Origin of the sequence: Burkholderia sp. Ac-20349 (assembly GCF_017104865.1) — a bacterium.
In the GTDB taxonomy this organism is placed as follows: Bacteria; Pseudomonadota; Gammaproteobacteria; order Burkholderiales; family Burkholderiaceae; genus Burkholderia; species Burkholderia aenigmatica.
In genome coordinates this window covers 21903-47662 of the sequence record NZ_JAAGPM010000034.1, presented here as the reverse complement: position 1 = coordinate 47662, position 25760 = coordinate 21903, and the positions used below count along the sequence as shown (strand labels likewise).

The 25760-nt window shown below is 67.6% G+C and carries 25 protein-coding genes; 12 read left to right on the top strand and 13 right to left on the bottom strand.

Annotated features, from left to right (window positions below):
- Nucleotides 1-43: 43 nt before the first annotated feature.
- From G3N61_RS14030 to G3N61_RS14005, 6 genes are all read right to left on the bottom strand, one after another.
- Nucleotides 44-370, bottom strand: coding sequence for a carboxymuconolactone decarboxylase family protein (locus tag G3N61_RS14030; protein WP_043180547.1), 327 nt, complete (start codon nt 368-370; stop codon nt 44-46).
- A gap of 132 nt (nt 371-502) precedes the next feature.
- On the bottom strand, nt 503-1396 hold the full coding sequence (locus G3N61_RS14025) for a LysR family transcriptional regulator (RefSeq protein ID WP_089451967.1): 894 nt from the start codon (nt 1394-1396) through the stop codon (nt 503-505).
- 74 nt (nt 1397-1470) lie between these two features.
- Nucleotides 1471-2349 carry an alpha/beta hydrolase family protein gene (locus G3N61_RS14020; protein WP_205822759.1) on the bottom strand — a complete coding sequence of 293 codons (879 nt, stop codon included), beginning with the start codon at nt 2347-2349 and terminating at the stop codon, nt 1471-1473.
- A gap of 109 nt (nt 2350-2458) precedes the next feature.
- Nucleotides 2459-3199, bottom strand: coding sequence for an alpha/beta hydrolase (locus G3N61_RS14015; protein WP_205822757.1), 741 nt, complete (start codon nt 3197-3199; stop codon nt 2459-2461).
- Entirely contained in the window at nt 3196-4002 is an 807-nt protein-coding gene (locus G3N61_RS14010; protein ID WP_205822755.1) for a DinB family protein, read from the bottom strand. The genes G3N61_RS14015 and G3N61_RS14010 overlap by 4 nt, the downstream gene beginning before the upstream one ends.
- An 87-nt stretch (nt 4003-4089) precedes the next feature.
- Nucleotides 4090-4860, bottom strand: coding sequence for an alpha/beta hydrolase (locus G3N61_RS14005; RefSeq protein ID WP_043180537.1), 771 nt, complete (start codon nt 4858-4860; stop codon nt 4090-4092).
- A gap of 180 nt (nt 4861-5040) precedes the next feature.
- Here G3N61_RS14005 and G3N61_RS14000 point away from each other — a divergent pair, with 180 nt between their 5' ends.
- Nucleotides 5041-5637 (top strand): TetR/AcrR family transcriptional regulator, encoded by a 597-nt coding sequence (locus G3N61_RS14000; RefSeq protein WP_205822753.1) that lies wholly within the window; start codon nt 5041-5043, stop codon nt 5635-5637.
- Between the two features lie 68 nt (nt 5638-5705).
- Here G3N61_RS14000 and G3N61_RS13995 read toward each other — a convergent pair whose 3' ends face one another.
- On the bottom strand, nt 5706-6137 hold the full coding sequence (locus tag G3N61_RS13995; protein ID WP_205822752.1) for a YciI family protein: 432 nt from the start codon (nt 6135-6137) through the stop codon (nt 5706-5708).
- 281 nt (nt 6138-6418) lie between these two features.
- Here G3N61_RS13995 and G3N61_RS13990 point away from each other — a divergent pair, with 281 nt between their 5' ends.
- The 5 genes from G3N61_RS13990 (at nt 6419) to G3N61_RS13970 (ending at nt 12217) form a co-directional block, all read left to right on the top strand.
- Nucleotides 6419-7582: an aromatic ring-hydroxylating dioxygenase subunit alpha gene (locus G3N61_RS13990; RefSeq protein ID WP_205822750.1), complete on the top strand. Its 1164-nt coding sequence runs from the start codon at nt 6419-6421 to the stop codon at nt 7580-7582.
- A gap of 107 nt (nt 7583-7689) precedes the next feature.
- The gene (locus G3N61_RS13985; RefSeq protein ID WP_089452440.1) at nt 7690-9375 is read left to right on the top strand and encodes a choline dehydrogenase; all 1686 of its coding nucleotides are present in this window, start codon (nt 7690-7692) and stop codon (nt 9373-9375) included.
- Nucleotides 9376-9380: 5 nt separating this feature from the next.
- Nucleotides 9381-10364 carry a PDR/VanB family oxidoreductase gene (locus G3N61_RS13980; protein ID WP_143331064.1) on the top strand — a complete coding sequence of 328 codons (984 nt, stop codon included), beginning with the start codon at nt 9381-9383 and terminating at the stop codon, nt 10362-10364.
- 30 nt (nt 10365-10394) lie between these two features.
- Nucleotides 10395-11339: a choline ABC transporter substrate-binding protein gene (locus G3N61_RS13975; RefSeq protein ID WP_089451973.1), complete on the top strand. Its 945-nt coding sequence runs from the start codon at nt 10395-10397 to the stop codon at nt 11337-11339.
- Nucleotides 11340-11443: 104 nt separating this feature from the next.
- The gene (locus tag G3N61_RS13970; protein ID WP_043180528.1) at nt 11444-12217 is read left to right on the top strand and encodes an SDR family oxidoreductase; all 774 of its coding nucleotides are present in this window, start codon (nt 11444-11446) and stop codon (nt 12215-12217) included.
- Nucleotides 12218-12331: 114 nt separating this feature from the next.
- On the opposite strand, the gene G3N61_RS13965 is transcribed toward G3N61_RS13970, so the two are convergent.
- Together G3N61_RS13965 and G3N61_RS13960 are read right to left on the bottom strand one after the other, a co-directional pair.
- A complete protein-coding gene (locus tag G3N61_RS13965; RefSeq protein ID WP_205822747.1) occupies nt 12332-13081 on the bottom strand; it encodes a class II aldolase and adducin N-terminal domain-containing protein in 750 nt (249 codons plus the stop codon).
- Nucleotides 13082-13105: 24 nt separating this feature from the next.
- Nucleotides 13106-14569, bottom strand: coding sequence for an aldehyde dehydrogenase family protein (locus tag G3N61_RS13960; protein ID WP_205822746.1), 1464 nt, complete (start codon nt 14567-14569; stop codon nt 13106-13108).
- A 306-nt stretch (nt 14570-14875) separates the two neighbouring features.
- On the opposite strand from G3N61_RS13960, the gene G3N61_RS13955 reads away from it, so the two are divergent.
- Entirely contained in the window at nt 14876-15895 is a 1020-nt protein-coding gene (locus G3N61_RS13955; protein ID WP_043180524.1) for a GlxA family transcriptional regulator, read from the top strand.
- 119 nt (nt 15896-16014) lie between these two features.
- Complete coding sequence (locus tag G3N61_RS13950) at nt 16015-16245, top strand: hypothetical protein (protein ID WP_041493471.1); 231 nt, start codon at nt 16015-16017, stop codon at nt 16243-16245.
- 125 nt (nt 16246-16370) lie between these two features.
- Here G3N61_RS13950 and G3N61_RS13945 read toward each other — a convergent pair whose 3' ends face one another.
- The 4 genes from G3N61_RS13945 to G3N61_RS13930 form a co-directional block, all read right to left on the bottom strand.
- Nucleotides 16371-17072: an MBL fold metallo-hydrolase gene (locus G3N61_RS13945; RefSeq protein ID WP_205822745.1), complete on the bottom strand. Its 702-nt coding sequence runs from the start codon at nt 17070-17072 to the stop codon at nt 16371-16373.
- A gap of 206 nt (nt 17073-17278) precedes the next feature.
- A complete protein-coding gene (locus tag G3N61_RS13940; RefSeq protein ID WP_205822744.1) occupies nt 17279-18697 on the bottom strand; it encodes an MFS transporter in 1419 nt (472 codons plus the stop codon).
- Between the two features lie 150 nt (nt 18698-18847).
- Nucleotides 18848-19609 carry an ABC transporter permease gene (locus tag G3N61_RS13935; protein WP_011354149.1) on the bottom strand — a complete coding sequence of 254 codons (762 nt, stop codon included), beginning with the start codon at nt 19607-19609 and terminating at the stop codon, nt 18848-18850.
- 3 nt (nt 19610-19612) lie between these two features.
- Nucleotides 19613-20560: an ABC transporter ATP-binding protein gene (locus tag G3N61_RS13930; protein ID WP_043181413.1), complete on the bottom strand. Its 948-nt coding sequence runs from the start codon at nt 20558-20560 to the stop codon at nt 19613-19615.
- Nucleotides 20561-20994: 434 nt separating this feature from the next.
- Here G3N61_RS13930 and G3N61_RS13925 point away from each other — a divergent pair, with 434 nt between their 5' ends.
- From G3N61_RS13925 to G3N61_RS13910, 4 genes are all read left to right on the top strand, one after another.
- Nucleotides 20995-21291: a cupin domain-containing protein gene (locus tag G3N61_RS13925; protein ID WP_011354152.1), complete on the top strand. Its 297-nt coding sequence runs from the start codon at nt 20995-20997 to the stop codon at nt 21289-21291.
- A 617-nt stretch (nt 21292-21908) separates the two neighbouring features.
- A complete protein-coding gene (locus tag G3N61_RS13920; protein WP_205822743.1) occupies nt 21909-23528 on the top strand; it encodes a DUF2957 domain-containing protein in 1620 nt (539 codons plus the stop codon).
- 71 nt (nt 23529-23599) lie between these two features.
- Nucleotides 23600-24853 (top strand): DUF2957 domain-containing protein, encoded by a 1254-nt coding sequence (locus G3N61_RS13915; protein ID WP_205822742.1) that lies wholly within the window; start codon nt 23600-23602, stop codon nt 24851-24853.
- Between the two features lie 73 nt (nt 24854-24926).
- Nucleotides 24927-25751, top strand: a complete 825-nt coding sequence (locus tag G3N61_RS13910; protein ID WP_043180517.1) for an OmpW family outer membrane protein — start codon at nt 24927-24929, stop codon at nt 25749-25751.
- The last annotated feature ends 9 nt before the right edge of the window (nt 25752-25760 follow it).

The following is a 25760-nucleotide window of genomic DNA, read 5'->3' as shown; positions in this document are numbered from 1 at the left end:
CGGGCGCATGCCCGCCGGTTGAATGAGGGGACGCCGCGCTCGCTTACACGCCGGCTTCGTCGAACACGCGCTGCGCGATCGTCAGCGCCGAGCTGGCGGTCGGCCAGCCCGAGTAGAACGCGAGGTGCGTGATCGCTTCGACCAGCTCGTCGCGCGTGAGGCCGTTGTCGAGTGCTTTCTTCAGGTGGAACGGCAGTTCGTTGATGCGATACAGCGACACGAGGCTCGCGACCGTGACGAGGCTGCGATCGCGCGGCGACAGGCCGGGGCGCTGCCAGACGTCGCCGAACAGCACGTTGTCGGTGTAGTCGGCGAGGGCGGGGGCGATGGCGCCGAACGCTTTGCGTGCGGCGGAAGTCGGTTCGGACATCGAGGGCTCCGGGGAAGGTAGGGAACACCGACGATGGTAGCCACCGGGGCGTCTATCGATAATCCCCGGCAATGCGCATGCACTTATCGACCGGATTCATGAATTGCGGCGCAAGAGCCGCGCGCCGTCGGCTCAGGCGCGATAGCGCAGCGCGTCGACGATCACCGCGAGCGCGCGCGACGATTGCCGCCGGCTCGCGTAGTACAGGTGATGACCGGGGAACGTCGGGCACCAGTCGTCGAGCACGCTGTCGAGGCGGCCGGCGGCGACATGCGGCGCCGCGAGTTCGGCGGGCACATAGGCGAGCCCGTAGCCCGCGAGCGCCGCGTCGAGCGTTTCGTACGTGCCGTTGAACGTGACCTGCCCGTCGACGCGCACCTGCAGCGTGTCGTCGCCGCGTGCGAGTTCCCACGCGTACAGCGCGCCGTGCGTCGGCAGGCGCAGGTTGATGCAGTCGTGCGCAACCAGATCCTGCGGCGACACCGGGCGCGCGCGTTCCGCGAAATATGCGGGTGCGCCGACGATCGCCATTTTCATGTCGGCGGAGATACGCACGGCGATCATGTCCTTCGCCACCTGGTCGCCGAGCCGCACGCCGACGTCGAAGCGTTCCGCGACGATGTCGGACAGCCCGTAGTCGTTCACGAACTCGACCTTCAGGTCGCGATAGTCGCGCAGGATCGGCGCGAGCTTCGGCCACAGCAGCGTGCGGATCACGAAGTCGGTCGCGTTGATGCGCACTGTGCCCGCGGGCTGGTCGCGCAGTTCCGCGAGCGCCGTCAGTTCGGCCTCGATTTCGTCGAAGCGTGGCGCGAGGTTGCGCAGCAGGCGCTCGCCGGCTTCGGTCGGCGCGACGCTGCGTGTCGTGCGCGTCAGCAGCCGCACGCCGAGGCGCGTTTCGAGCGAGCGGATCGTATGGCTGAGCGCGGATTGCGAGACGCCGAGCTGCGCGGCCGCACGCGTGAAACTGCGCTCGCGCGCGACGGCGATGAAGGCGAGGAGGTCCGCAAAGTTGTCGCGCGGCATGGAAGGTGTCGGGTGGTCGATGCCAGCGCATCGTACCACCGGGTTCACCGGGCCGCGTTGCGACGCGGCGCGCGTCAGCCTGCGCGCGTCATGCCCGGCGCATGGGGCGCCGGATGGTACGCATAGCCGCCATGCTGGAACGACGTCGCGAAGAACCGCATCTGGTAGCGGATCGCATTCGCCCAGTAATCCCACGTGTGGCCGCCTGGCCGCTCCGCGTAATCGTGCGGCACGCCGAGCGCGACGAGCCGTTCGTGCAGCGTGCGGTTCGAGCCGACGAACGCGTCGTCGCGGCCGCAATCGATCGTCAGGTCGAGATGCGCGCGCACGAACGCGCTGGCGCTGGCGACGATCACGTTGCGATTCCAGAACGACGGATGGCGGCCGGGGTCGCCGAACACGTGGTCGATGCCCGGCTCGTCCTCGCAACAGCGCGGATCGACCGCGCCGCTGATGCTGCCGACCGCGCCGAACGTGTCCGGCCGGTCGAGTGCGATGCGCAGCGCGCCGAAGCCGCCCATGCTGAGTCCGGTGATCGCGCGGGCGTGCTGTGTCGCGATCGTGCGGAAGTGCGAATCGACGTACGATACGACTTCGTCGCCGATGAAGGTCTCGTAGCGGCTGCCCGAGTCGAACGGGCTGTCGATGTACCAGCTCTCGTGCCCGCCGTCGGGCATCACGAGGATCACGTGGTAACGGTCGGCCAGCGCTGCGATGTGCGTGTTCGACGTCCAGTCGGTATGGTCGCCGCCTGAACCGTGCAGCAGATAGACGACCGGATAGCGGTCGCCGTCGCGGCTGCCGCGCGCATAAGCGTCGGGCAGCACGACGGTGGCCTTGAGCGTCTCGTTCATCGCGGCGCTGGGTATCGCGACGACCCGCGCGTGGAAGGCGAGAGCAGGGCCTGAAATGGCGAGCAGCAGAAGCAGCCAGAAGGCGCGTGCCAGGTACATCGATCCTCGCATGTGTCGACCCCGTCCGGCGCCGGGCGCCGGGAAACCCTGTTCGGGCGACTCTAGCAACCGCGCCTTTCAACCATATTTCGGCGAATCCTACGGGTTGTCAGGCGGGCGCTGCATACGCGATGCGCTCGACCGCCGCGCGAAACGCATCGGGCTGCTCGGCCGGGATCAGATGCCCGCAGTGCTCGATCGTATCGAAGCCGGCGCAGCGCGCGAGCGCCCAGTCGGGCACGTGCCAGCCTGCGCGCGACCGTTCGCCGGCGACCAGCCAGACCGGGTGACGCTCGAACACCTGCGCGAGCGCCTGCAAATAGCCGGGCTCACCCGTCGTCGCGACGACCGAGCGGCCCATCGCGCGCAGCGTCGAGGCCGGCTGATGCGCGAGCCAGCGGCGGGCGTCGTCGAGCAGGCCGGGCGACGGCATGTCGATCGCGCCGCGCAGCCAGCCGGGCGGATCGGCGCGCAGCCCGTCGAGCATTGCATCGGCTTCGGCGGGCGTCATGCGGCCGACCGATGCCGACCAGAACGCATCGTCGAGCGTGAAGTTGCCTTCGACGTTGACGATCCGCCGCACGCGTTCGGGATGCGCATGCGCGAACAGCATCGCGATTGCGCCGCCGACCGAGTGGCCGACGACATCGACCGGCTGCGCGCCGAAGTGCGTATCGACGGTATGGCGGACATGCTCGACCTGCGCGGCGAGCGTGATCGCATCGAACGGTACCGCGCGATGCGCGCCGTAGCCGAGCAGGTCGGGAGCGAGGTGCGGGCCGTTCCACCCGCGCACGTCGAGCGTGCCGATGAAACCGTGAATGAAGACGACGGGCGTAGGCGAGTTCATGCGGCGGGCGCGGAAGGAAGGGGCGGCAATTCGAGTTCGGCGAGCAGTTCGTCGAGTTCGAGCACGTGCGTGCGGTCGTGGTCGAGCAGCTCGCGCACGAGTTCCTCGAGCGACATGCGGCGGATGCCGTCGCGCAAGCCGCAGCGTGCGAGTTGCGCGGGATCGAGCGCGGCCGCGGTTGCGCGCAGCGCGGCGCGCCCCGTGCGGAATGCCGAGACGGCAGCGTCAAGCGGCTGCGCGAGATAGTCGCGTTGCGCGGCGAGCACGGTGCCGTCGACGGACGCGATCACCGGCAATTCGAGCGTGCGCACGGCGTCGATGCGTTCGGCAAACACCGCGTCGAGATCGCGCAGGTGGCACGCATGCTCGACCAGCGAGAAGCCCGTGCCGTCGGGGCGGCGTGTCCACAGCGCGGCTGGCACGTGCGCCGCATATGCGGCGAGCCGATCGGGCAGGCGGGCCAGCGCGGCGACGACGTCGGCGAACGGCAGCAACTGCGGATACGCGCTGAACACCGCGCCATAGCTGAACAGCGTGCCGCCGAGCCGCCCGCGTGCCTGCACGACGTCATGGCCGTGACGACGCATGACTTCCGCGACCATCGCGCCGCAGAACTGACGGGCCGTCGTGTCGGTTTCGATTTCGGGGAATTTCAGTGCGATCTCGTGCTGGATTGCGCCGATCGCGGCGACGCCCACGCGCGACAGCGCGGCGAATTCGACGTAGTGCCCGGGTTGCACGATGAGTGCTTCGAGCTGGGCGCCGAGCGGCGTGGTGCGAAAGCGGTCGAAGCGGGAATGCATGACGGAAGGATCTCGGCGAGTAACGTATCAAAACGATACGTTACTCGCCGAGCAGTGTCAACGGGCGGAATCGGGCAATGCGTGGCGTCACTCCTTGCCGGCGCCCTTGGCTGCCTGTTCGATCAGCTTCGCGACTTCGGCGGGATGCGAGATGTAGGCGACATGGCTCGACTTGAGTTCGATCGTCTTGCTGCCGGCGCGTTGCGTCATGAAGCGTTCGAGTTCCGGGTTGATCGCGCGGTCGGCGGTGGCGACCACGGCCCAGCTCGGCTTGGTGCGCCATGCGGCATGCGTGATCGGCACGCCGAACGACTGCGCGGCCGGCGTGACTTGCGAGATCGCCATGAATTTCGCTTCGGCGGCCGGCACGTCGGCTGCGAAGTCGGCGTGGAACGACGCCGGGTCGAAATACAGGTAGCCGTCCTGCGTGGCCTTGATCGCCTGGGTGGCGGGCGGCGTCTTCTTGGTCAGGTCGAGCGGGCTCTCGCCGGTGTCGGGCTGGAACGCGGCCACATAGACGAGGCCCGTGACCTTGTCGTCGTTACCGGCTTCGGTGATCACCGCGCCGCCGTAGCTGTGGCCGACGAGGATGCTCGGGCCGTCCTGCGCGTCGATGACACGCCGGGTTGCCTTCACGTCGTCGTCGAACGACGTTTCCGGCTGCTGAACGACGGAAACCTTGTAGCCGTCGCGCGTCAGGATGTTCGAAACAGCTTGCCAGCCCGAGCCGTCGGCGAAGTAGCCGTGAACCAGCACGACGTTCTTGACGGGGGCGGCGACGGCCGCATGCGAGCCGAAAGCGGCGGCGGACACGGCGAGTGCGGCAGCGATGCGGCGGAGTTGGGACGAGCGCGTCATTTTCATTCTCCAGAAGAAAGGCAGGTTAGGAACCGTCGGGTATCGACAGTCGTTTTGTTCCGTCGATGTAGCCATCCTACTAGTAGGTAGTCTCAACTTCAAGGAGAAAGCACAGCTAGAAAACAGTATCTCGCGGCGGTAAACTATTCAAGTTTTCATCCGACTAGATGGTAGGTAACTATGACGATAACGGGGGACAGTACGGCGGGCCGCATTCTCGAAGCCGGGCGGCAACTGATCATGCGGCGCGGCTACAGCGGGTTCAGCTATGCGGACATCGCCGACGCGATCGACATCCGGAAGGCGAGCATTCATCACCATTTCCCGACCAAGGCGGATCTGGCGGTCGCCGTGCTGCAGCAATCGCAGGCGAATTTCGATGCCGATATGTCGCTGCTCGATGCGAGCGGCGCCGACGCGCTGGTGCAGATGCGCGCGTACATCGGCTACTGGGAACGCTGCATCGCGGACGACAGCGCGCCGTTCTGCGTGGCCGGCATGCTCGGCGCGGAGCTGCCGGCGCTGCCTGACGACGTCGCGCGCGCGGTGAAGGCGCATTTCGACGATCTCGCCGCGTGGCTGGTGCGCGTGCTCGAGGCCGGGGTGAAGGATGGCGTCGTGCAGCCGGGCGTGTCGGTGCCGACCGAGGCCGCGACGTTCGTCTCGCTGGTCTACGGCGCGATGCTGGCCGCGCGGGCGTACGGCAATGCCGGCATGTTCAGGGACGTGACCGGCGGCGCGGTCGAGCGGCTCGCGGTGCCGCGCAAACGCGCGTGAGCCGCGCACGCGTCAGCGGGTAGGGGCGGCGCCCGGCGGTCATGCGAGACCGTCGGACGCCGCTCGACTTACGCGTGCTTCCCGGCCTCGGCTTGCGCGCGCTGCCGCGCCTTTTGCTCCTGCAACGCGTCCGTGAAGGCCGGGCTGAAGTCATCGGCCTCGAACAGCGGGCGGATCTCGATGTCGGAGTCGCCGGGCATCGGGTTCGGGCAGCGCTTCACCCATTCAACCGCTTCTTCCATCGATTTCACCTGCCACAGCCAGAAGCCGGCGACGAGCTCCTTCGTCTCGGCGAACGGGCCGTCGACGACGGTGCGGTTCTTGCCGGCGAAGTGCACGCGCTTGCCGCGCATGCTCGGGTGCAGCCCGTCGGCGGCGAGCAGGATCCCGGCTTGCGCCAGTTCTTCGTTGAACCGGCCCATCGCGGCGATCATTTCGGGGTCGGGCATCCGGCCGGATTCGGAATCGGTGGTGGCCTTGACGATTACCAGGACGCGCATGGTCGTTTCTCCTTCGTGAATGGGTGAGGGGCATGCCGGCCGTGTAACGCGGCCTGCTCGGGCTTGCAACGATACGACGGGCGGGCGGCGACGAAATCGACATCACGAAAAAAATATTAGTGCGGTGGAATCGCGACGGTTCGCCCGGCGGCGGCGACATCGCGACGTCGCGAACCATCAAGTGCGGGCCGGCGGGGCCCCATAAAGTTCGCTTCAAGGCGGACGGCCAGCAGACCGGGCCGCCGCTCCTTCGACGAACGACAGAAACAGGAACCCCGCCCATGCAACCGATCTCCGTTGTGAAGAAGCAGGACATCGTCACCGCCGACCGCTGGAAGCAGCAACGGCCGGAACGCGCGCTTACGCTGCCGTCGCGCTATTTCTATGACGACGCGGTATTCGCGGCCGAGCGCGATCGCATTTTCATGTCGGCCTGGCATGTGATCGGACACACCTCGGAGCTGAGCACCCCGGGGCAATTCGTGATGACCGACGTGTTCGACCAGAGCGTGATCGCCGCGTGCGGCCGCGACGGTCAGGTCCATGCGTTCCACAACGTGTGCCAGCATCGCGGCAATCGCCTCGTGGAAGCGCGGCGCGGCGAGCAGAAGGGCCTGTTCCGCTGCGCGTACCACTCGTGGTGCTACGGCGCGGACGGCAGCCTGCGCGGTGCGCCGCGCACCGATCGCGTCGAGGACTTCGACCTCGCGGCTCACGACATCCCGAAGGTGCGCATCGAGGAACTCGGCGGCTTCTACTACTTCAATCTCGATCCCGATGCGCCGTCGATGCGCGACCTGTTCCCCGGCGCCGACGCGGAGATGAAACGCGTGTTCCCGAAGCTGGACGCATACCGGCTGATCGAGGAGAAGGACGTGATCGTGCCGGCGAACTGGAAGGTCATCATGGACAACTCGATCGAGGGCTATCACTTCTCGCTGTCGGGCCCGCATCACGTCGAACTGGCCGGCCTGATCGATTTCGCCGGCTACCGGCTCACGCAGCACGACAAGTGGTGGACCTACATCGCGCCGGCCAACCGCGACGCGACCGCGGCCTACGGCGTACCGCTCGGCGACAAGAATCCCGACGAGTGCTTCTTCAACATCGGCATCTGGCCGCACAACACGTTCTATACGTTCCCGTACTCGGATTTCCTCGCCACGTTCCTGATCATCCCGCTGGAACCGGAGAAGACGCTGCTGCGCTTCGGCTACTACTCGACGCACGACACGGTGCCTGCGGTGACGAAGGCGTGCATGGACTGGATGAACACCGATCTCGGCCCGGAAGACATCCGCCTGAACATCTCGGTGCAGAAGGGGCTGCATTCGGTGGGCTACAACCAGGGCCGCTACGTGATCGATGCGCAGCGCAGCAACGAAAGCGAGCATCTGGTGCACCACTTCCATACGCTCGTGCACGACGGCATCCACGGCGTGTAGCCGGCGGGGAGCGCCGCTCCCCACACCCCGTTCCGCTTCCGGCGCCCGGACGGCGACGCCGTTTCGCGCACTCGTGTTCCATGATCTCGATCAACTGCATGCAAGCGATGAAGAAACCACAGGGAATCGACGCCGTGCGTCGCGACTACGACTACGTGATCGTCGGCGCGGGATCGGCCGGCTGCGTGCTGGCCAACCGGCTCGGGCAGGATCCGGGCGTCAGGGTGCTGCTGCTCGAGGCCGGCCCGACGAATCGGCACTGGTCGATCGACATGCCGTCCGCGATGGGTATCGTGGTGGGCGGCAACCGCTTCAACTGGCAATATCAATCGGAGCCCGAACCGTTCCTGAACCGGCGGCGCATCGCGACGCCGCGCGGGCGCGTGCTGGGCGGATCGTCGTCGATCAACGGGATGGTCTATATCCGCGGTCACGCCCGCGACTATGACGGCTGGTCGGCGCAGGGCTGCACCGGCTGGAGCTATCGCGAGGTGTTGCCGTATTTCATCCGCGCGGAGCGGCACGAGCTCGGCGCGGATCCCTATCACGGCGACAGCGGCCATCTGCACGTCACGGCGGGCCGGACCGACACGCCGCTCGCCAGCGCGTTCATCGCGTCCGGTGTCGATGCGGGCTATGCGCACACCGACGACGTGAACGGCTTTCGCCAGGAAGGCTTCGGCCGCGTCGATCGCACGACGTGGGGCGGGTCGCGCTGGAGTACCGCGCGCGGCTATCTCGCGGAGGCGCTCGGGCGCGGCAACGTCACGGTCGTGACCGGCGCGCTCGTGCTGCGCGTGCTGTTCGACGGCAAGCGCGCGACCGGCATCGAGTACGCGTGCGATGGCGAGACGCGGCAGGTTCGCGCGAGCGCCGAAGTGCTGCTCTGCGGTGGCGCGATCAATACGCCGCAGTTGCTGCTGCTGTCCGGCATCGGGCCGGCGAACGAGCTGGAAGGCCTCGGCGTGCGTGCGCGGCACGACCTGCCGGGCGTCGGGCGCCGGCTGTCCGATCATCCGGATACGGTGGTGCAGTATCTGTGCCGCAAACCCGTCTCGATCTACCCGTGGACGGTCGCCCCGCGCAAATGGTGGACCGGCGCGAAATGGTTCGCGAACCGCGCCGGGATCGCCGCGAGCAACCATTTCGAGGCGGGGGCGTTCATTCGCTCGCGCGCGGGCGTCGAGCATCCGGACCTGCAACTGACCTTCATGCCGCTCGCCGTGCAGCCGGGCAGCGTCGAGAGCGTGCGCGCGCACGCGTTCCAGGTGCACATCGACCTGATGCGCCCGACCAGCCTCGGCGCGGTGACGCTGGCGTCCGGCGACGCGCGCATCCCGCCGCGGATCCTGTTCAACTACCTGAAGACGGAGCGCGATCGGGCCGACATGCGCGCGGGCGTGCGGCTCGTCAGGGAGATCCTCGCGCAGCCGTCGTTCCGCGCGCTGTGCGGCGACGAACTGTCGCCGGGCGCGGGCAAGACCGACGATGCCGCGCTCGATGCGTGGGCGCGCGACATCACCGAAACGGGCTATCACGCGGCGGGCACCTGCAAGATGGGCCCGGCGGACGATCCGGAGGCGGTGGTCGACCCCGACCTGCGCGTGCATGGCATCGAACGGTTGCGCGTGATCGACGCGTCGGTGATGCCGACGATCGTCAGCGGCAATACCAATGCGCCGACCGTGATGATCGGCGAGAAGGGCAGCGATCTCGTGCTGGGGCGCGCGCCGCTGCCGCCGTCGGCGGCGCCGGTCTGGGCGCAGCCCGACTGGCGCACCTGCCAGCGGTGAACGCGATGGCACCGATCATCCCGTTCCCGCCCGGCGATCGCATCGCCGCAGTCGTGGTCGATGCGGTCATGCTGACGCCCGAGATCCGCGGCATCGTGCTGGCGGCAGCCGACGGTGCGGCGCTGCCCGCCGCCGAACCCGGCGCGCATGTCGAAGTCCGCCTGCCGGACGGCATCGTGCGCCATTACTCGATCGTCGAACGCGCGGCCGACGGTTCGACCTACCGGATCGCGGTGCTGCGCGAGCCGCGCTCGCGCGGTGGGTCCGCGTATCTCGTCGAACGGCTCGCGCCGGGCGATACGCTCGACGTGAGCACGCCCCGGAATCACTTCGCGCTCGACGAGCACGCGAGCGAGTACGTGCTGATCGCGGGCGGGATCGGCATCACGCCGATTCTGCCGATGGCGCGGCGGCTCGATGCGCTCGGCAAGTCGTTCACGCTGCTGTACCTGGCGCGCTCGCGCGAGCGCATGGCGCTGCGCGACGCGATCGAACGCGGCCCGCTGCGGGAGAACACCCGCCTGCATTGCAGCGAACAGCACGGCGAAGCGGACCTGCGCACGCTGCTGGGTGTGCCGCGCGCCGGCGCACAGGTGTATGTGTGCGGGCCGGGCCGCCTGATCGACGGCGTGCTCGACGCGGCGCGTGACTGGCCGGCCGGCGCGGTGCGCTTCGAGCGGTTCGGCGCCGCCGCGGTGCCGCGCGAGCCGGCGGCGGGCGCGCAGGCATTCGAAGTGGAACTGGCCCGCACCGGCCGCCGCGTCGCGGTGCCGGCAGGCCGGTCGATCCTCGACGTGCTGCGCGACGAGCGGATCGCCATCGATTCGGTGTGCGGCGAAGGCGTGTGCGGCACCTGCGCGGTCACGTTGCTCGACGGCGAGGCGGAGCACCGCGATTGCCTGCAGACGGACGCCGAGCGGCGTGCGAACAACCTGATCTACATCTGTGTGTCACGCGCGAAATCCTCGCGCCTCGTTCTCGATCTTTAGTCATCCTTCCATTTCTCAGGAGAAGTCACGATGAACGTCAGAAACACGCTCGGGTGCATCGCACTGGCTGCCGTCTGTACGGGCCAGGCCGCCGCGCAGGAAGCGGCGACCTGCCGCGCGGTGCGGTTTGCCGACATCGGCTGGACCGACATTGCCGCGACGACCGCGCTCGCGTCGACCGTGCTGTCGAGCCTCGGCTACCAGCCGACCAAGACGATGGCCTCGATTCCGATCGCGCTGGCCGGGCTCAAGGCACGTCAGATCGACGTCTACCTCGGGGACTGGCGGCCGTCGATGGACGCCACGAGCGCGCCGTTCGTGAAGAGCGGGGCCGTGAAGGTGCTGGACCGGCCGAATCTCGTCGGCGCGAAGTACACGCTCGCGGTACCGGCCTACGCGTACGACGCCGGGCTGCGTTCGTTCGACGACATCGCGAAGTTCGCCGACCGGCTGCAATACCGGATCTACGGGATCGAGCCCGGGAACGACGGCAACGAACTGATCCACAAGGCGATCGCGGGCAACCAGTTCGGCCTCGGCAAGTTCAAGCTGGTCGAATCGAGCGAGGCCGGCATGCTGGTCGAGGTGCGGCGCGCGATCCGCGATCATGCGTGGGTCGTCTTTCTCGGCTGGGAGCCGCATCCGATGAACCTCGACTTCAACATGCGCTACCTCGCCGGTGGCGACAACCTGTTCGGCCCGAACTACGGGGAGGCGAAGGTCTATACGATGACGTCGCCCGATTATGCGGCGCGCTGCCCGAACGTCGCGCGGCTGGTTGCCAACCTGCAGTTCACGACCGAGATGGAGAATCAGGTGATGAAGGCGATCGCCGGCGGCAAGCAGCCGGAGGTCGCGGCGAAGGCGTGGCTGCAGCAGCATCCCGACGTGCTGAAGGGGTGGCTGGCCGGGGTCAGGACGGTCGACGGCCGCGATCCGCAGGCGGCGCTCCAGGCCGCGCTGAATCTTCACTGAGCCGGCTGAACGCAACGGCCGCCGCCATACCGGCGGCGTGAGCGCTGTGCATCCGGGGGCCGGGCGCGATATGCTCGGCTCGATCCTTTTCGGGAGAAACGACGATGAGCCACAACCGCACCGGCCGGCTGGCCGGGAAAGTCGCCGTGGTGACGGGCGCCGCGAGCGGCATCGGCAGGAGCATCGCGCTGCGATTCGCGAACGAAGGCGCCAGCGTGGTCGCGACGACGAGCCGCAACACCGCGCAACTCGACGAGACCAGCCGCCTGGCACGCGACGGGGTCATCGTCGCCAGGCAGGCCGATGCCGCATCGGCGGAGCAGGTCGAGGCGCTGATCGACTTCGTGGAGCGCCGGTTCGGCCGGCTCGACGTCATGTGCAACAACGCGGGCGTCATTCGCGAGGCCCCGCTCGTCGACACCACCGAAGCGGACTGGGATGCCGTCATGGACGTCAACCTCAAGGGCGTGTTCCTCGGCTGCAAGTACGCGATTCCGGCGCTGATCCGCGCCGGCGGCGGGTCGATCGTCAATATCGGCTCCACGAGCAGCTTCGTCGGCGAACCGCTTCATGCGGCCTATTGCGCATCGAAGGGCGGGGTGCTGATGCTGACCCGCTGCGCGGCGATCGAGCACGCGAAGGATCGCATCCGCGCCAATGCCGTCTGTCCGGGCTGGATCGATACCCCGATGAATACGCCGTTCATCGACGCGCTCGGCGGGCGCGGCGCGATGGACGCGCTGCTCGACGAGGTTCAGCCGCTCGGGATGGGGACCCCGGAGCAGGTCGCCGACGTCGCGCTGTTCCTGGCCTCGGACGAAAGCAGTTTTGTCACCGGCACGTCGATCCTCGTGGATGGCGGCTTGACTGCGCGGTAGCGCGCGTGGCGACGAGCGCGGTGTCGCGAGTCGCGCTGCGCGGCCGCCCGGCATGCCGGCGATGCACGCGTTCGCACGGTCGGCGCAGCCCTGCCGGGCCGCGCCGTCCGGCGGCTACCACGCGTACGACGGCGCTTCCTCGTCGAGAATGGCCCGGAGCTCCGCCAGATGCTGCTCCGCGAATCCCGCATAGTCGTCGCGCCACTGCAGCATGGTTTTACGCGCGACGGCGTCGCTCGCGAACCGCAGCGGCTGACCGGTTTGCAGCGCGGTCACATACGTCTCGCACGCCCGCTCGAAGTAGTACAGGTCGTCGAACGCCTGCGCGACCGACGAAGCGGCGACGATCACGCCGTGCTGGCCCATCAGCAGCACGGGCTTGTCGCCGAGCGCGTCGGCGACGCGGCACGCCTCGTCGCCGAGCCCCATGCCGTCGAAGCCGGTGTCGATCGCGACCCGCTCGAAGAAGCGCATGCAGTTCTGGTCGAGCGGCGGGAGCGCGGGCTGCGCGAGGCACGACAGCACGGTCGCGTACGTCGAATGCACGTGCAGCACGCAGCGCGCGTGCCGGTGGCGCTTGTGGATTTCCGAGTGAAGCGCCCACGCGGTGATGTCGGGCGCGTTGTCGCGCCGGATTGTCTCCGGGTCGTCGGCATTCACGAGCAGCAGGTCGCTCGCACGGATCCGCGAGAAATGGCGCCCGCGCGGATTGATCAGAAATTGCCGGTTGTCGTCGGAGACGGCGGCGCTGAAATGGTTGGCGATCGATTCGTGCATGCCGAGGCGCGCGGTCCAGCGGAACGCGCAGGCGAGGTCCGCGCGGGTCGCGCGATGCGCCTGATCGGGTTGCGTGGCTGTGAGCATGTCGGGCTCCCGTTGCGAGAGGGATCAGAACCAGCGTTGCGGGCTGGCTTCGAAGTTGAGGTACGCGTGCTTGAGTTCCGTGTATTCGTCGAGGCCGCTGCGCGACAGTTCGCGGCCGATGCCGCTGGCCTTGTAGCCGCCCCACGGCGCGCCCGGCAGCGTGACGTTGTAGTCGTTGATCCAGACCGTCGCCGCCCGCAGCCGGCGCATGACCCGGTTCGCCCGCGCGAAGTCGCGGGTCCAGACCGCGCCCGCGAGCCCGAACGGCGTGTCGTTGGCCAGGGCCACGGCCTCGTCTTCGCTGTCGAACGCCTCGACGGTCAGCACCGGGCCGAACACTTCCTCGCGCGCGATCGCCATCGTCGTCCGGACGTCCGCGATCAGCGTCGGTTCGACCCAGAAGCCGGTCGCGAACGCGTCGCCCGCCGGTACGCGGCCGCCGCACACGATGCGCGCGCCGTCGCGGGCGGCCTCGCCGATCAGCGCGAGCACGCGGTCGCGTTGCTGCGCGGAAATCACCGGGCCCATCCGGGTGGCATCGTCGTCACCGCGACCGACACGGATGGCCGCAATGCGCGCGGCAAGCGCATCGACGAACGCATCGTGCAGCGTGCGTTCGACCAGCAGCCGCGAGCCAGCCGAGCACATCTGGCCGGCGTTGAAGAAGGCCGCGTTCAGCGCGTAATCGAGCGCCGTGTCGAAATCGGCGTCGCCGAACACGAGGTTCGGATTCTTGCCGCCGAGCTCCAGCGACACGCGCTTGAAATTGCCCGCGGCCGCGCGCATCACGCTGGCGCCGGCGGCGTTGCTGCCGGTCAGGGAAATCAGGTCGACCTGCGGGCTCGCCGCGAGCGCGTCGCCCACGTCGGCGCCGCCCGTCACGAGATTGAGGACGCCACGGGGCAGGCCCGCGTCATGCGCGAGTTCCACGAGCCGATGCGTCGACAGCGGCGTCAGCGACGCCGGCTTGACGACGACCGTATTGCCCGCCACCAGCGCCGGGGCGAGCTTCCATGCCGCCTGCAGCAGCGGGTAGTTCCACGGCGTGATGAGGCCGCAGACGCCGACCGGCTCGCGCAGCGTGACGCTGAGCACGTGCGGCTTCGCCGCATTCATGCTGCCCGTCTCGGTAACGGCGAGGCTCGCGAAGTAGTCGAATGCCGCCGCGGCGTCGTGCACGTCGGACGACGATTCGGCGAGCGTCTTGCCGGTGTTCGCGGTTTCGATGCGGGCGAGGGCGGGCGCTTCGTCACGCAGCGCGTTCGCGAGGCGGCGCAGACAGGCCGCCCGTGCTTCGGCGGGCAGGTGCGGCCACTCGCCCGCGTCGAAGGCAGTGCGCGCCGCGCGAATCGCGTGCCCGGCGTCGGCGGCCGAGCCGTAGGCGACCCGTGCGATCGTTTCGCCGGTGGCAGGATCGACGATGGCGCGCTGCCCGCCTGCGGCGGCGGGTTGCCAGGCGCCGTCGATGTAGAGCTGTTTGATGTGCATGTGCTGGTTCCACGGAGTCGGAAGATCGGCGTGCCCCGCCCGTGCGGAGCGGAACGCGAGCTGAATATAAGGTCGGCGCGAGCCGCTCACTTGATCGAATGCGACGGCGTGCGACGCGCGTGCACGGCCATGACGGGCCGATCCGGCCGGGACGGAACGGGGCGACGGAAAGCCGGCACAAAGCGACATGACGATGTCGCTTTTCATCAAGTTCTGGCCCGTCGCGCGCGGCAGAGTAATGGTTCGCGAGGGCCGCGCCCGCGCGCCCTCGCTCAATCGGCCGGCCCGGCCCTGATCGGTATCGCGATGACTTCACGGAACATGCAAGCGGCGGCGGTACCCGCGCCGCATCGGGTGGGGCTGCTGGTGATGCCTCAGTTCTCCCACCTCGGGCTCGCGCTCGTGATCGAGGCCATGTCGCTCGCGAACTGGCTGGCCCAGCGCGTGCGCTACGAGTGGACCGTCCTGTCGGTCGACGGCGAACCCGTGGATGCCACGAACGGCATGTGGACGCCGACGCGGCCGATCGGCGATGCGCGCGGCGGGTTCACGACGATCTTCGTGATCGCGAGTTTCGACGCGCAACGTCACGCGAAGCATCGCGGCGTGAAGACCTGGCTGCAGAACCAGATGGCCTTCGGCACGCAGATCGGCGGCATCGAGACGGGCACCGAACTGCTTGCGGCGGCCGGCTTGCTGCAGGGCCGTCCGTCGGCCGTGCACTGGGACAACGTCGAAGGCTTCCAGGAGGCTTATCCGAAGGTCGGCGCCACCACGCGGCTCTACACGATCGAGCCGCGCGTCATCACCTGCGCGGGCGGCACGGCGATCATCGACATGATGCTCGAATGGATCGGCCGGTCGGAGGGCGCCGAGCTCGCCGGGGAGATCGCCCGTCACCTGCTGCATGCGAAGCTGCGCGGCGCGGACGCGCTGCAGCTCGCGGAGGGCGAGGCCGCGCCGGCCTCGACGAGCACGACGGTGGCGAAGGCCGTCAGGCTGATGCGCGAGTCGATGGCGGAGCCGATGTCGTGCGAGTCGCTTGCGCAGGCGGTCGGGCTGTCGAAGCGGCAGCTCGAGCGTCACTTCAAGCGGCATATGGCGACCGCGCCCTTGCAGTACTACCTGAGCCTGAGGGTGGCGACCGCGCATCAGTTGCTTCAGCAGACGGAGCTGAGCGTATCGCAGGTGGCCGCGGCGACGGGCTTCGAATCGATCGAGCATTTTTCGCGCGTGTACAAGTCGCGGTTCGGATGCCCGCCGAGCCGCGACCGGTCGCAATCGTGGGCGGCGCCGGTGATGCGTCACCGGGCGCCGGCGGCCTGACGCGCGTGCTGCCGGGCGGGCCCGTTCCGGCGGCGTGCGGGATTGGGGCGCAAACGCCGTTCCGGGTCCACGGCCAAAGCTGGTATCCTGACCGCACCACGTTCACGCGGGAGGGTGCCATGGCAGCCAAGGAAGTCTCGAAGAAAAAGTACTTGAAGATCCTGAACAAACGCCTGCGCGCCGAGCCGGATGCCCCGGCCGGCGCGTCGTTCGCTTTCTACCCGCTGGGTGCGAAGGCGAAGCAGGCGACGGGCGTCGCGTCCAGCGAGCCGCGCAGCAAGCGCGAACTCGCGAAGATGGCCGCGATCCAGCGCAAGGCGGCGGAAGAGTTCGTCGTCACCGGCGCCTAGGCCGCGCCGTCGTCGTTTGCGCGGCCGCGTGGCGGGCGCGCAAACGGCTTTTCCTGTCGATATCGATTGGATGCCGCGCGGGCGAACCGGCCCGCGCGCGGTGGTTTTTGCCGGCTTTTTTCCCGCTACGCGGCGGCCGCCTCGCAATGCGCGATCGCGCCGGCGAGCACGCGCGGGATGTCGTGCGTGATGGCCGGGCCGTGCATCGGCAGGATCACGTCGAGATCGAGCGCCTCGATCCGGCGCAGCGCACTCGCCAGGTGGGCGAGCGACGGCAGGTAGTCCGAACGCCGGATCGAATCGAGAATTGCCGGCAGCGGGTCGTCCGCGGCTTCGTCGCCGAAGCGCATCAGGATGTCCGACGACAGCAGCGCCTTATACGCCGGCAGATACACGACCAGTGCATCCCACTGATGGACATGCTTCGTGAAGATCGGCACGACGTCGACACCGGAAATCGTCGTCGGCTCGCCGTCCTTCAGCGGCTTCGTGCGCACACCGAAGATATCGGCCAGCCCATGCGCGCAGATCGGATGCGCATACGCGACGAGCGCCGGATTGGCCGCGAGGAAGTCGGGCAGGACGCCCATCTCGTCGACTTCGAAATGCGGAACGATCACGCTGCTCACCCTCGACGGCGTGATGCCGACGGTCGCGAGGCTCGCGGTCAGTTGCGGAAAATTGGAACGCGTGCCCGTTTCGATGCAGACGACGTCGCCGTTCGGCGAGCGGACGAAGAACTGGCTGAAGCCGAGCTTCAGCTTGTCGATATAGGTCGTTGCGCGAAACAGGCCGCTGCGGATTTCTTCGATACGGGCGTTGTCCATCGATGCGATCCTTGCGCGGGCAGTGGGGGCCGGACACCACCATCGCGCGATCGCCGCGATGCGCCGGGCAGGCGCGCGACCCGGTGCCTCGACCCAGTCTAGCAGTGTCGGTCCGGCCGCGAATCCTGTCAGTTCACGCAGCAGCCGGCCGGGCGCAGCGCTGAACGCCGTCCCGGCCGTCATGAACACCCAGGCTGATCCGGCGCTCAGGAGATCTTGTCCGCGGCCGCGTACTGGCCGCTGCCGTCCGTTTCGTCGCCCGCCGCGAGCTGTTCCAGCGCGAGGCCCTTCGTCTCGATCCCGAGCGTCCACACGGCGAGCGCGGCCGCGACGAACGACAGCGCGCCGAGCGTGAACACGCCGCCCTGGCCGAACACCGGCAGCACGACACCGACCACGTAAGGCCCGATCAACGAGCCGACGCGCCCGATCGCCGATGCAAAGCCGGAGCCCGTCGCGCGCGCGCCGGTGCCGTACAGCTCGGGCGTATACGTGTACAGCGCGGCCCACATCCCGAACAGGAAGAACTGCATCGCGAGGCCCGTGACGATCAGCAGCGTCGTGCTGCCGCCGTACAGCGCACTTTGGCCGTATGCGTAGGCCATCACGCCGCCGCCGAGCAGCGACGCGATGCAGGTCGGCTTGCGCCCCCAGCTTTCGACGAGCCACGCGGCGCACAGGAAGCCCGGCACGCCGCCGAGCGAGATCAGCACCGTGTAGAACACCGATTTCGTGACTTCGAAGCCGGCCTGCTGCAGCAGCGCGCCGAGCCACGACGTGAGGCCGTAGAAGCCGAGCAGCGCGAAGAACCACAGCAGCCACACCATCACCGTGCGGCGGCGATACGCGCCGCTCCAGATCTCGCGCAGCGCGCCGCGCCCGCGGGCGGCGACCGGCTCCGCGAGCCGCGACGGCGGCGGCAGCGTCGTGACGCCGGCCGAGCGCATCACCTTCGCCTCGATCGTGTGCATCACCGTGTCGGCTTCCGTGTGCCGGCCCGCATGCTCGAGCCAGCGCGGCGATTCCGGCACGATGCGGCGCACGACGAGCACGAACACGGCGGGAATCGCGAGCAGCGCGAACACCGTGCGCCAGCCGAACTGCGGTAGCACGAAATACGCGACGATGCCGGCCGTGATGAAGCCGAGCGGCCAGAAGCCGTCCATCAGCGCGATCAGGCGGCCGCGCTTCTCGGTCGGCACGAATTCGGACAGCAAGGTTTGCGCGACCGGGAATTCCATGCCCATCCCGATTCCGAGCAGTACGCGGTAGACGATCAGCGCGTCGACGCTCTGCGCGGTCGAGCACAGGTAGGACGCGGCGCCCCACAGCACCATGCTCCACTGGAACACGGGCCGGCGGCCGAAGCGGTCGGCGAGCAGGCCGGCGACGGCCGCGCCGAGCACCATCCCGAAGAAGCTCGCGCTCGCGACGAGGCCGGCGGCCGCGGTCGACAGCCCGAACTCCTTGCGGATCGAGCCGAGCACGAAGGTCATCGTGCCGAGGTCGACCGAGTCGAAGAAGAACGCGATCGCGATGATGAAGAAGATCCGCTTGTGATAGCCGGAGAACGGCAGGCGTTCGAGCCGGGCGGCGGCGGAGGCGGGAGCGGTGGCGGCGGGCATGGCGTCCTCTGAAATGAAAAGGGGCCTCGCAGCGCATGCTCCAGGGCCCCGATGCTTCGGTATTCAGTAGACGCGACCACAAACTGCCGCATCAGAGGAAAAGCGCCGCCTGCTTGCCCAAATGCGTCATCGGCGGCGGCGCGTGCGGCTTCAATTCTTCAGCTTGTAGCCGGTGCGGAACATCCATGCGACGATCGCCAGCAGGATCACGAGGAACAGCGACGTCGCGCCGAGGCTGACGCCCACGTGCACGTCGGCGATCCCGTAGAACGACCAGCGGAAGCCGCTGACCAGGTAGACGATCGGGTTGAACAGCGTGACGACGCGCCATGCGGGCGGCAGCATGTCGACCGAATAGAAGCTGCCGCCGAGGAACGTGAGCGGCGTGATGATCAGCAGCGGCACGAGCTGCAGCTTCTCGAAGCTGTCGGCCCAGATGCCGATCACGAAGCCGAACAGGCTGAACGTGATCGCCGTCAGCACGAGGAACAGCACCATCCAGAACGGGTGCAGGATGTGCAGCGGCACGAACAGGCCGGCCGTCGCGAGGATGATCACGCCGAGCAGGATCGACTTCGACGCGGCCGCGCCCACATACGCGATCACGATCTCCCAGTACGACACGGGCGCGGACAGGATCTCGTAGATCGTGCCCGTGAAGCGCGGGAAGTAGATGCCGAACGATGCGTTCGAGATGCTCTGCGACAGCAGCGACAGCATCACGAGCCCCGGCACGATGAACGAGCCGTAGCCGATGCCGTTCACGTCGCTGATGCGCGAGCCGATCGCGGAGCCGAACACCACGAAGTACAGCGACGTCGAGATCACCGGCGCGATGATGCTCTGCATCAGCGTGCGGCGCGTGCGGGCCATTTCTGCGCGGTAGATCGCGCGGATTCCATGCAGATTCATGGGTCAGGCTCCTTGCTGCACGCCGTTGCGGCGGTTGTCGATCAGGCTGACGAAAATGTCCTCGAGCGAGCTCTGCGTCGTATGCAGGTCGCGGAAGCCGATGCCGGCCGAGCCGAGCGCGTTGATCAGCGTCGCGATGCTCGCGTCGTCGCGCTGCGAGTCGTACGTGTAGACGAGCGCGGCGCCGTCGTCCGCGCGTTCGAGCCCGAACGGCGCGAGCGCGGGCGGCACGTCCGCGAGCGGCTGCTCGAGCTGCACGGTGAGCTGCTTCTTGCCGAGCTTGCGCATCAGCTCGCGCTTCTCCTCGACGAGCACGAGCTCGCCGCCGAGGATGATGCCGATCCGGTCGGCCATTTCCTCGGCTTCCTCGATGTAGTGCGTGGTCAGCAGGATCGTCACGCCGCTCTCGCGCAGCGAATCGACGAGCTTCCACATGTCGCGGCGCAGCTCGACGTCGACGCCGGCCGTCGGTTCGTCGAGGAACAGGATGCGCGGCTCGTGCGACAGCGCCTTCGCGATCATCACGCGGCGCTTCATGCCGCCCGACAGCGTCATCAGCTTGTTGTCGCGCTTGTCCCACAGCGACAGCGCCTTCAGCGTCTTCTCGATATGGGCGGGATCGGGCGCCTTGCCGAACAGGCCGCGGCTGAACGACACGGTCGCCCAGACGGTCTCGAACGCGTCGGTCGTCAGTTCCTGCGGCACGAGGCCGATCATTTCGCGGGCCGCACGGTATTGATCGCGGATGTCGTGGCCGCCGACCGTCACGCGGCCTTCGGTCGGCGTGACGATGCCGCAGATCGAGCCGATCAGCGTCGTCTTGCCGGCGCCGTTCGGCCCGAGCAACGCGAAGATCTCGCCGGGGCGGATGTCGAGGGTCACGTGCTTCAGCGCCTGGAAGCCGGACGCGTAAGTCTTGGAGAGGTCGGAGACGGAAAGGATCGGTTGCATGCTCACGGATGGCACGGCCGGCCGGCGTGACGGCATGCGCCGCGCGTGCCCGGTGCCGCCGCCGCTGCGAAGCGGCCGGGACCGGGGACGGCATGGCGAACGGGCGTCATGTCGAACGGCGTTGTGGTGCGGGATCGCGGGATCGCCATATTAGCAATCGATAGATGGAAATGCATTCTCGTGGAAAGGGCGCGCGTTGCCGGTGTCTGATTTGCGCGAATTGCCGCGGCATTGCTTAATAAAACGATGCTTTATTTGCGATAGATGAACAATTTGTGCCGTTTTCGGCGAAGCGGGCGGCGATTGCATTTCGGCGCGGCGGCGGCACGGCTGGCAGGCCGACTGTGCCGCCCGAACGCCGTCGCGCCGTACCGGGACGGCATGCGCGGCGCTCGCGATAATGCGTTCCTTTCATCGTTCATGGAGCGGGGCGCATGTCTTTGATCGATTTCAAATCCGTGGCAGCTGCGCAAGCCGTCGCGTGGAAATCCACGATCGTCGGCGAGGTCGGGCCGGCCAGGATCAAGGTGCTGCGCATGGATGCGCAGGCTTACGAAGCGGAAGTGCACGACTACAACGAGGGGCTGCTGGTGCTGGACGGCCGGATGATGCTCGAGGTCGCGGGCGAGACGGTCGTCGTCGAGGCCGGGCAGATGTACCTCGCGCTCGCCGGCACGCTTCACGCGGTGCTGCCGGGCAGCCACGGCACGCTCGCGATCATCGACGTGTAAGGTTGCGCCGCAGCATCGATACGGCCCGTCGCGGGCCGGCCAGCAAGGCCGGGCGCGGGTTGGGCGGCGTTGTTCAAACGCGCGTTGGATGGGGCGGGTATTTGTCTGAGCAAATAAATCGAAGGCTGTTTGAAAAACTGTCAAATCCCCTGCACGCACTAGGATTGCGCGGTTTCGGTCGTTTGGAACTCTGCATCCATTTACTTGTGGGTATCGTCCGATCATAGTTTCCACAAACGACGCATCACGATAACGAATCAAGCGTACGTACGGAGACCAATTCATGAGACGCCTATCCGCGGGGCCAGTCGGACTGCCGTTTCCCGTTTTTTCGCTGAATGCAGGCGCGATGCAGATCGCGTCCCAGCGTTGCCATTTCGCCGTGTAGCGGCGAACCACTTCCCGTTTCGATCGTTCCGACGGCGCCGTGCCGCATGACGGCGCTGCGGGAGCGCGCTTGTCTGCCGCCGCGGCGTGTGCCGCATTTGCCTGACCGGCATCGCGGCCGCCTTGCGCGCACCGTCATGCGCTGCGCGTTCGTGCGGCGGCGCGATACCAACCGGCGGGCCATGCAGCCTGTCCGGACGAGACTTGTCGTACCTGAAAAGGAGGGGTTGATGATTTGCATTCCTGAATGGCGGAAAGCGATCCTGTCATGCGCGGTCGTCGTTTTGCCGTTCGTCGCCGGTTGCGGCGGCGGCGACGATCCGGGGCCGATCACCGTGCCGCAGTGCTCGGGGAGCGCATGCGGGCCGAGCGGTGCTGAAACGACGCCGCCTGTCGTGACGAAGCTGTGTCCGGACGCGCTCGATTACACGACGACCTACACGGGCGGCGCGGGTAGCGGCGAGTACGTGAAGGTGAAATTCGACACGACGAAGCTCACCTATCAGATGCAGTTCCTCGAATCGTCGGTGCCGACGTCGGCAGGGCAGGTCAACAATACCCGCGCGGGTCTGACGATCAGCGGCGCATTCCATCATCCGACCACCCTCCCGACCGCCGAGCAGAACCGCTGCGCGTTCGTGCTCGACAGCGGCGCGACGAGCGACGGCGCGTATGCGGTGACGATCAACCGTGCGGATCCGCCGATGCTGTTCGTCGGCAATGGTGTGGTGGGTGGCGGGATTCCGGGGGCGACGATTGCGTACAAGGGGATCGACCTCGGGGGCCCCACGCCCATCGGTTACGTGCCGTCGCGGACGTTCGATTTCTATCCGTTCATCGGCTTCATCGAAACGGAAACCGACTTTTCGAAGGTCGCGGGCAATTACAACGAGGTCGGCATCCATCTGTCGCCGATCGGCGGGGGCGGGCAGAGCGCGCCGGGGCCAATCGGCTGGGAGCCGGACGTCGTCAACTGGAACCAGACGCTCAATGCGGACGGTTCATGCACGATCACGCAAGGCAGCGACTACTCGTGCCAGACGACCGGGACCCCCTGGGCGCTGCGCAAGAATGCGGACGGGTCGACCGACAACGTGTTCGTGAGCAACGGGCTGCCGAATGCGTTTGGCGTGGTTTCGTATCCGATCGCGGGGCAGGGGCAGGGGGGGACGATCATCCTCCTTGTGTCGAGCCAGGCCAAAGGCATCATGATCGTCGGCAAGCTGAACGGCGTGCGGATACCGGTCGTGATTCGTGTCGGCTATACGTATGTCGATCCGGCCAATCCGCTCGCGTCGGTCGCCGATGCCGAAGTCGGGATCTCGATGCTGTCGTCAGCCACCGCGATTGCCGCCAATTCGCTGAAGGGCGGTTACATCGGCGCGACCAGCGCATCCGCATGCGGCCTCGTGACGTCTCCCGGCACGGCGAGCTTCATCCCGTCGCCAGGCCCGAGCTTCAATCCGAACGTGCCGCACCCGGATCTGCCTGGCAAGTTCGTCAATGGCACCTTCCTGACGGAAGCAGGAACCTGTAACGACGGCACTGCCGTGTCGACGATGGCCGCGAACTATACGTCCACGCTGTTCCAGGGCAATACCGCGGCGTTCATCGACCCGCAGACGTCGTCGGTCACCTCGCAGTTCGCGCTCGACTATACGCAGGCCACGCCCGGCAAGATCAAGGTCACGGCCACGCAGGACTTCAACGCGAAGGGCACGAACGGCAACGTGGCGATCTTCAGCAAGGGCGACACGGGCTGGCTCGTGACGGCCGGCAACGTCTACGCGATGGTCGTCAACAACAACAAGGTCAACCCGTTCTTCACGGTCGGCGCGTTCGTCCAGTGACCCTGCATTGAACACGTCACACCGGCGGCGCATGCGTCGCCGCCGGCGAATCGAATTTCAAGAGGATTCCTATGAATTTGAAACAATGGATGGCCGCGGCGTCGCTCGCGCCCGTGCTGGCCGCGTGCGGCGGCGACGGCGACCCGCCGCCTGCGCCGGTGGTCCGGCTGTGCCCGCAGACGATCGACTACAACACGGTGTTCATCGGTGGGTCGGGGTCGGGTGAGCTCGTGAAGGTGCAGCTCGACACGACGAAGATGACGTACCGGATGACCTACCTCGCATCGCCGGTGCCGACCGCCGCGGGCACCGTGCAGCCGACCCGCGATACGGCCCCCGCCAATGTGGTCGACGGCACGCTGGCCGACGAAACGGGGCTGCCGACGGTGAAGCTGAACCAGTGCACGTTCCGGATGCAGAACGCGAGTCTCGACCCGAGCCGGCCGGCGCGGCTGTTCCTCGGCGAAGGCGTGCTGGGCGGCGCGATCCCCGGCGCGACGATCCAGTTCGACGGCGTGATCGGCGTCGGCAAGATCCCGAAGACGACATTCCCGTACTACCCGTTCATCAGCTTCTCGTCGCTGGAAACCGACCTGACGAAGATCGCCGGCACGTACAACCAGCTCGGCTATCACCAGGTGCCGTCGCAGAACTTCCAGCCGGTGGCGCTCGACCAGAAGGTGACGATCAACGCGGACGGCAGCTATACGGAAACCGACAACTTCGGCAAGAAGAACGGCGGGCAGCCGCTTGCGTCGAGCGCAACCGTGAACCAGCCGTTCACGCTGCGTCCGGATGCGCCGGCGTTCCAGTCGCTCAACTACCAGCCGCAGATTCCGCCGACGCTCGCCGCGCTCGATCCGGCGAAGGCCGGCAAGGGGATCCTGATCGTCGGCAAGCTGCGCAACCAGCTCGTGCCGATCTTCATCCGCACCGGCGCCGCCAACGCGGACCTCACGCAAGGCCCGCCGAGCGCGGACGACGAATCGGGCATCTCGTTCCTGAGCCCGCAGACGGCGATCACGCAAGGCTCGCAGGACGGCGAGTACACGGGCGTCGACAGCGCGTTCAACTACCGTGCGACCGCGCTCATCGGCGCGCAGGCCACGCTGCTCGATCCGTTCAACGCGTCGCAGGCCGCGCTGACACGCGCGCTGAACCTCGACTACACGCAGAAGGTGCCGGGCGTCGTGACGACCGTGCATGCGGACGCGGCGTCGGGGCCGGCAACCGGCAAGTTCGTGTTCACCGGCGGCGTGTTCGGGTTCCTCGACATGGTCGATACGAGCAACCCGTACTTCACGGTCGGCGCGTTCGTGCAGTGACCGCGTGTGGATGGAGACACGGCGGCGCCGCGCTCGGATGCGCGGCGCCCCGACAGAATGAGGGGGAGACTTCATGAAGAAGCTGATTGTCGCGGGTGTCGTCGCAGGCGTGTCGACGCTCGCATCGGCCCAGCAGGCGGGCGACAACGTCGCGACGCTGGGCTGGCTGCACATCATGCCGCAGGATTCGACCAACGGGCTGACGACGAATCTCGCGAGCATGCCGATCAACGGGCCGCTGCGCCTGCCCGGTTCGTTCACGTCGCCGGGCACGAGCCTGACGGTCAACAACGCCGATACGGTCGGCCTCACGCTCACGCACTTCTTCACCGACCACATCGCGGTGACGTCGGTGCTCGGCGTGCCGCCCGAGTTCACGCTGACCGGCCACGGCGTGATCAAGCCGCCGGGCCCGGCCGGCGCGCTCGGCAACGTCGACATGGACAAGTCGGCGAACCAGCCGGCCGTGAAGAACGCGCGGCAGTGGAGCCCGACGGTCATCCTGCAGTACTACTTCAATTCGCCGACGGCGCGATTCCGCCCGTTCGTCGGGATCGGCGTGGCCTACAGCTGGTTCAGCAACATCGAACTGAACGGCAACTTCGCGAAGGACATCAACGAGAACCTCGGCAGCGTACTCGCGGCCGGCGCCGGCAAGCCGGGTGCGACGTCGGTGGAGGGCAAGGCGTCGTCGTCGTTCACGCCGGTCTACAACGTCGGCGCGAGCTATGCGATCGACAAGCACTGGGGCGTAACGGCGACGCTGACCTACATGCCGCTGAAGACCTACTCGTCGCTCGTGATCAAGGCGGCCGACGGCTCGACACTCGCCACCACGCGCACGCGGCTGAAGGCCGATCCGCTGATCACGTTCGTGGGGATTTCCTACAAGTTCTGAGCCGTCCGG

Excerpts from the sequence above, each read along its gene's own strand:
- G3N61_RS13920 (WP_205822743.1), top strand. The coding sequence starts at position 21,909 with ATGATTTGCATTCCTGAATGGCGGAAAGCGATCCTGTCATGCGCGGTC.
- G3N61_RS13970 (WP_043180528.1), top strand. The coding sequence starts at position 11,444 with ATGAGCCACAACCGCACCGGCCGGCTGGCCGGGAAAGTCGCCGTGGTG.
- G3N61_RS13990 (WP_205822750.1), top strand. The coding sequence starts at position 6,419 with ATGCAACCGATCTCCGTTGTGAAGAAGCAGGACATCGTCACCGCCGAC.
- G3N61_RS14010 (WP_205822755.1), bottom strand. The coding sequence starts at position 4,002 with ATGCATTCCCGCTTCGACCGCTTTCGCACCACGCCGCTCGGCGCCCAG.
- G3N61_RS14030 (WP_043180547.1), bottom strand. The coding sequence starts at position 370 with ATGTCCGAACCGACTTCCGCCGCACGCAAAGCGTTCGGCGCCATCGCC.
- G3N61_RS14020 (WP_205822759.1), bottom strand. The coding sequence starts at position 2,349 with ATGTACCTGGCACGCGCCTTCTGGCTGCTTCTGCTGCTCGCCATTTCA.
- G3N61_RS13950 (WP_041493471.1), top strand. The coding sequence starts at position 16,015 with ATGGCAGCCAAGGAAGTCTCGAAGAAAAAGTACTTGAAGATCCTGAAC.
- G3N61_RS13945 (WP_205822745.1), bottom strand. The coding sequence starts at position 17,072 with ATGGACAACGCCCGTATCGAAGAAATCCGCAGCGGCCTGTTTCGCGCA.
- G3N61_RS13940 (WP_205822744.1), bottom strand. The coding sequence starts at position 18,697 with ATGCCCGCCGCCACCGCTCCCGCCTCCGCCGCCGCCCGGCTCGAACGC.
- G3N61_RS13975 (WP_089451973.1), top strand. The coding sequence starts at position 10,395 with ATGAACGTCAGAAACACGCTCGGGTGCATCGCACTGGCTGCCGTCTGT.
- G3N61_RS13935 (WP_011354149.1), bottom strand. The coding sequence starts at position 19,609 with ATGAATCTGCATGGAATCCGCGCGATCTACCGCGCAGAAATGGCCCGC.
- G3N61_RS14015 (WP_205822757.1), bottom strand. The coding sequence starts at position 3,199 with ATGAACTCGCCTACGCCCGTCGTCTTCATTCACGGTTTCATCGGCACG.
- G3N61_RS14000 (WP_205822753.1), top strand. The coding sequence starts at position 5,041 with ATGACGATAACGGGGGACAGTACGGCGGGCCGCATTCTCGAAGCCGGG.
- G3N61_RS13930 (WP_043181413.1), bottom strand. The coding sequence starts at position 20,560 with ATGCAACCGATCCTTTCCGTCTCCGACCTCTCCAAGACTTACGCGTCC.
- G3N61_RS13995 (WP_205822752.1), bottom strand. The coding sequence starts at position 6,137 with ATGCGCGTCCTGGTAATCGTCAAGGCCACCACCGATTCCGAATCCGGC.
- G3N61_RS13985 (WP_089452440.1), top strand. The coding sequence starts at position 7,690 with ATGAAGAAACCACAGGGAATCGACGCCGTGCGTCGCGACTACGACTAC.
- G3N61_RS14025 (WP_089451967.1), bottom strand. The coding sequence starts at position 1,396 with ATGCCGCGCGACAACTTTGCGGACCTCCTCGCCTTCATCGCCGTCGCG.
- G3N61_RS13980 (WP_143331064.1), top strand. The coding sequence starts at position 9,381 with ATGGCACCGATCATCCCGTTCCCGCCCGGCGATCGCATCGCCGCAGTC.
- G3N61_RS13925 (WP_011354152.1), top strand. The coding sequence starts at position 20,995 with ATGTCTTTGATCGATTTCAAATCCGTGGCAGCTGCGCAAGCCGTCGCG.
- G3N61_RS13910 (WP_043180517.1), top strand. The coding sequence starts at position 24,927 with ATGAAGAAGCTGATTGTCGCGGGTGTCGTCGCAGGCGTGTCGACGCTC.
- G3N61_RS13955 (WP_043180524.1), top strand. The coding sequence starts at position 14,876 with ATGACTTCACGGAACATGCAAGCGGCGGCGGTACCCGCGCCGCATCGG.
- G3N61_RS13960 (WP_205822746.1), bottom strand. The coding sequence starts at position 14,569 with ATGCACATCAAACAGCTCTACATCGACGGCGCCTGGCAACCCGCCGCC.
- G3N61_RS14005 (WP_043180537.1), bottom strand. The coding sequence starts at position 4,860 with ATGACGCGCTCGTCCCAACTCCGCCGCATCGCTGCCGCACTCGCCGTG.
- G3N61_RS13915 (WP_205822742.1), top strand. The coding sequence starts at position 23,600 with ATGAATTTGAAACAATGGATGGCCGCGGCGTCGCTCGCGCCCGTGCTG.
- G3N61_RS13965 (WP_205822747.1), bottom strand. The coding sequence starts at position 13,081 with ATGCTCACAGCCACGCAACCCGATCAGGCGCATCGCGCGACCCGCGCG.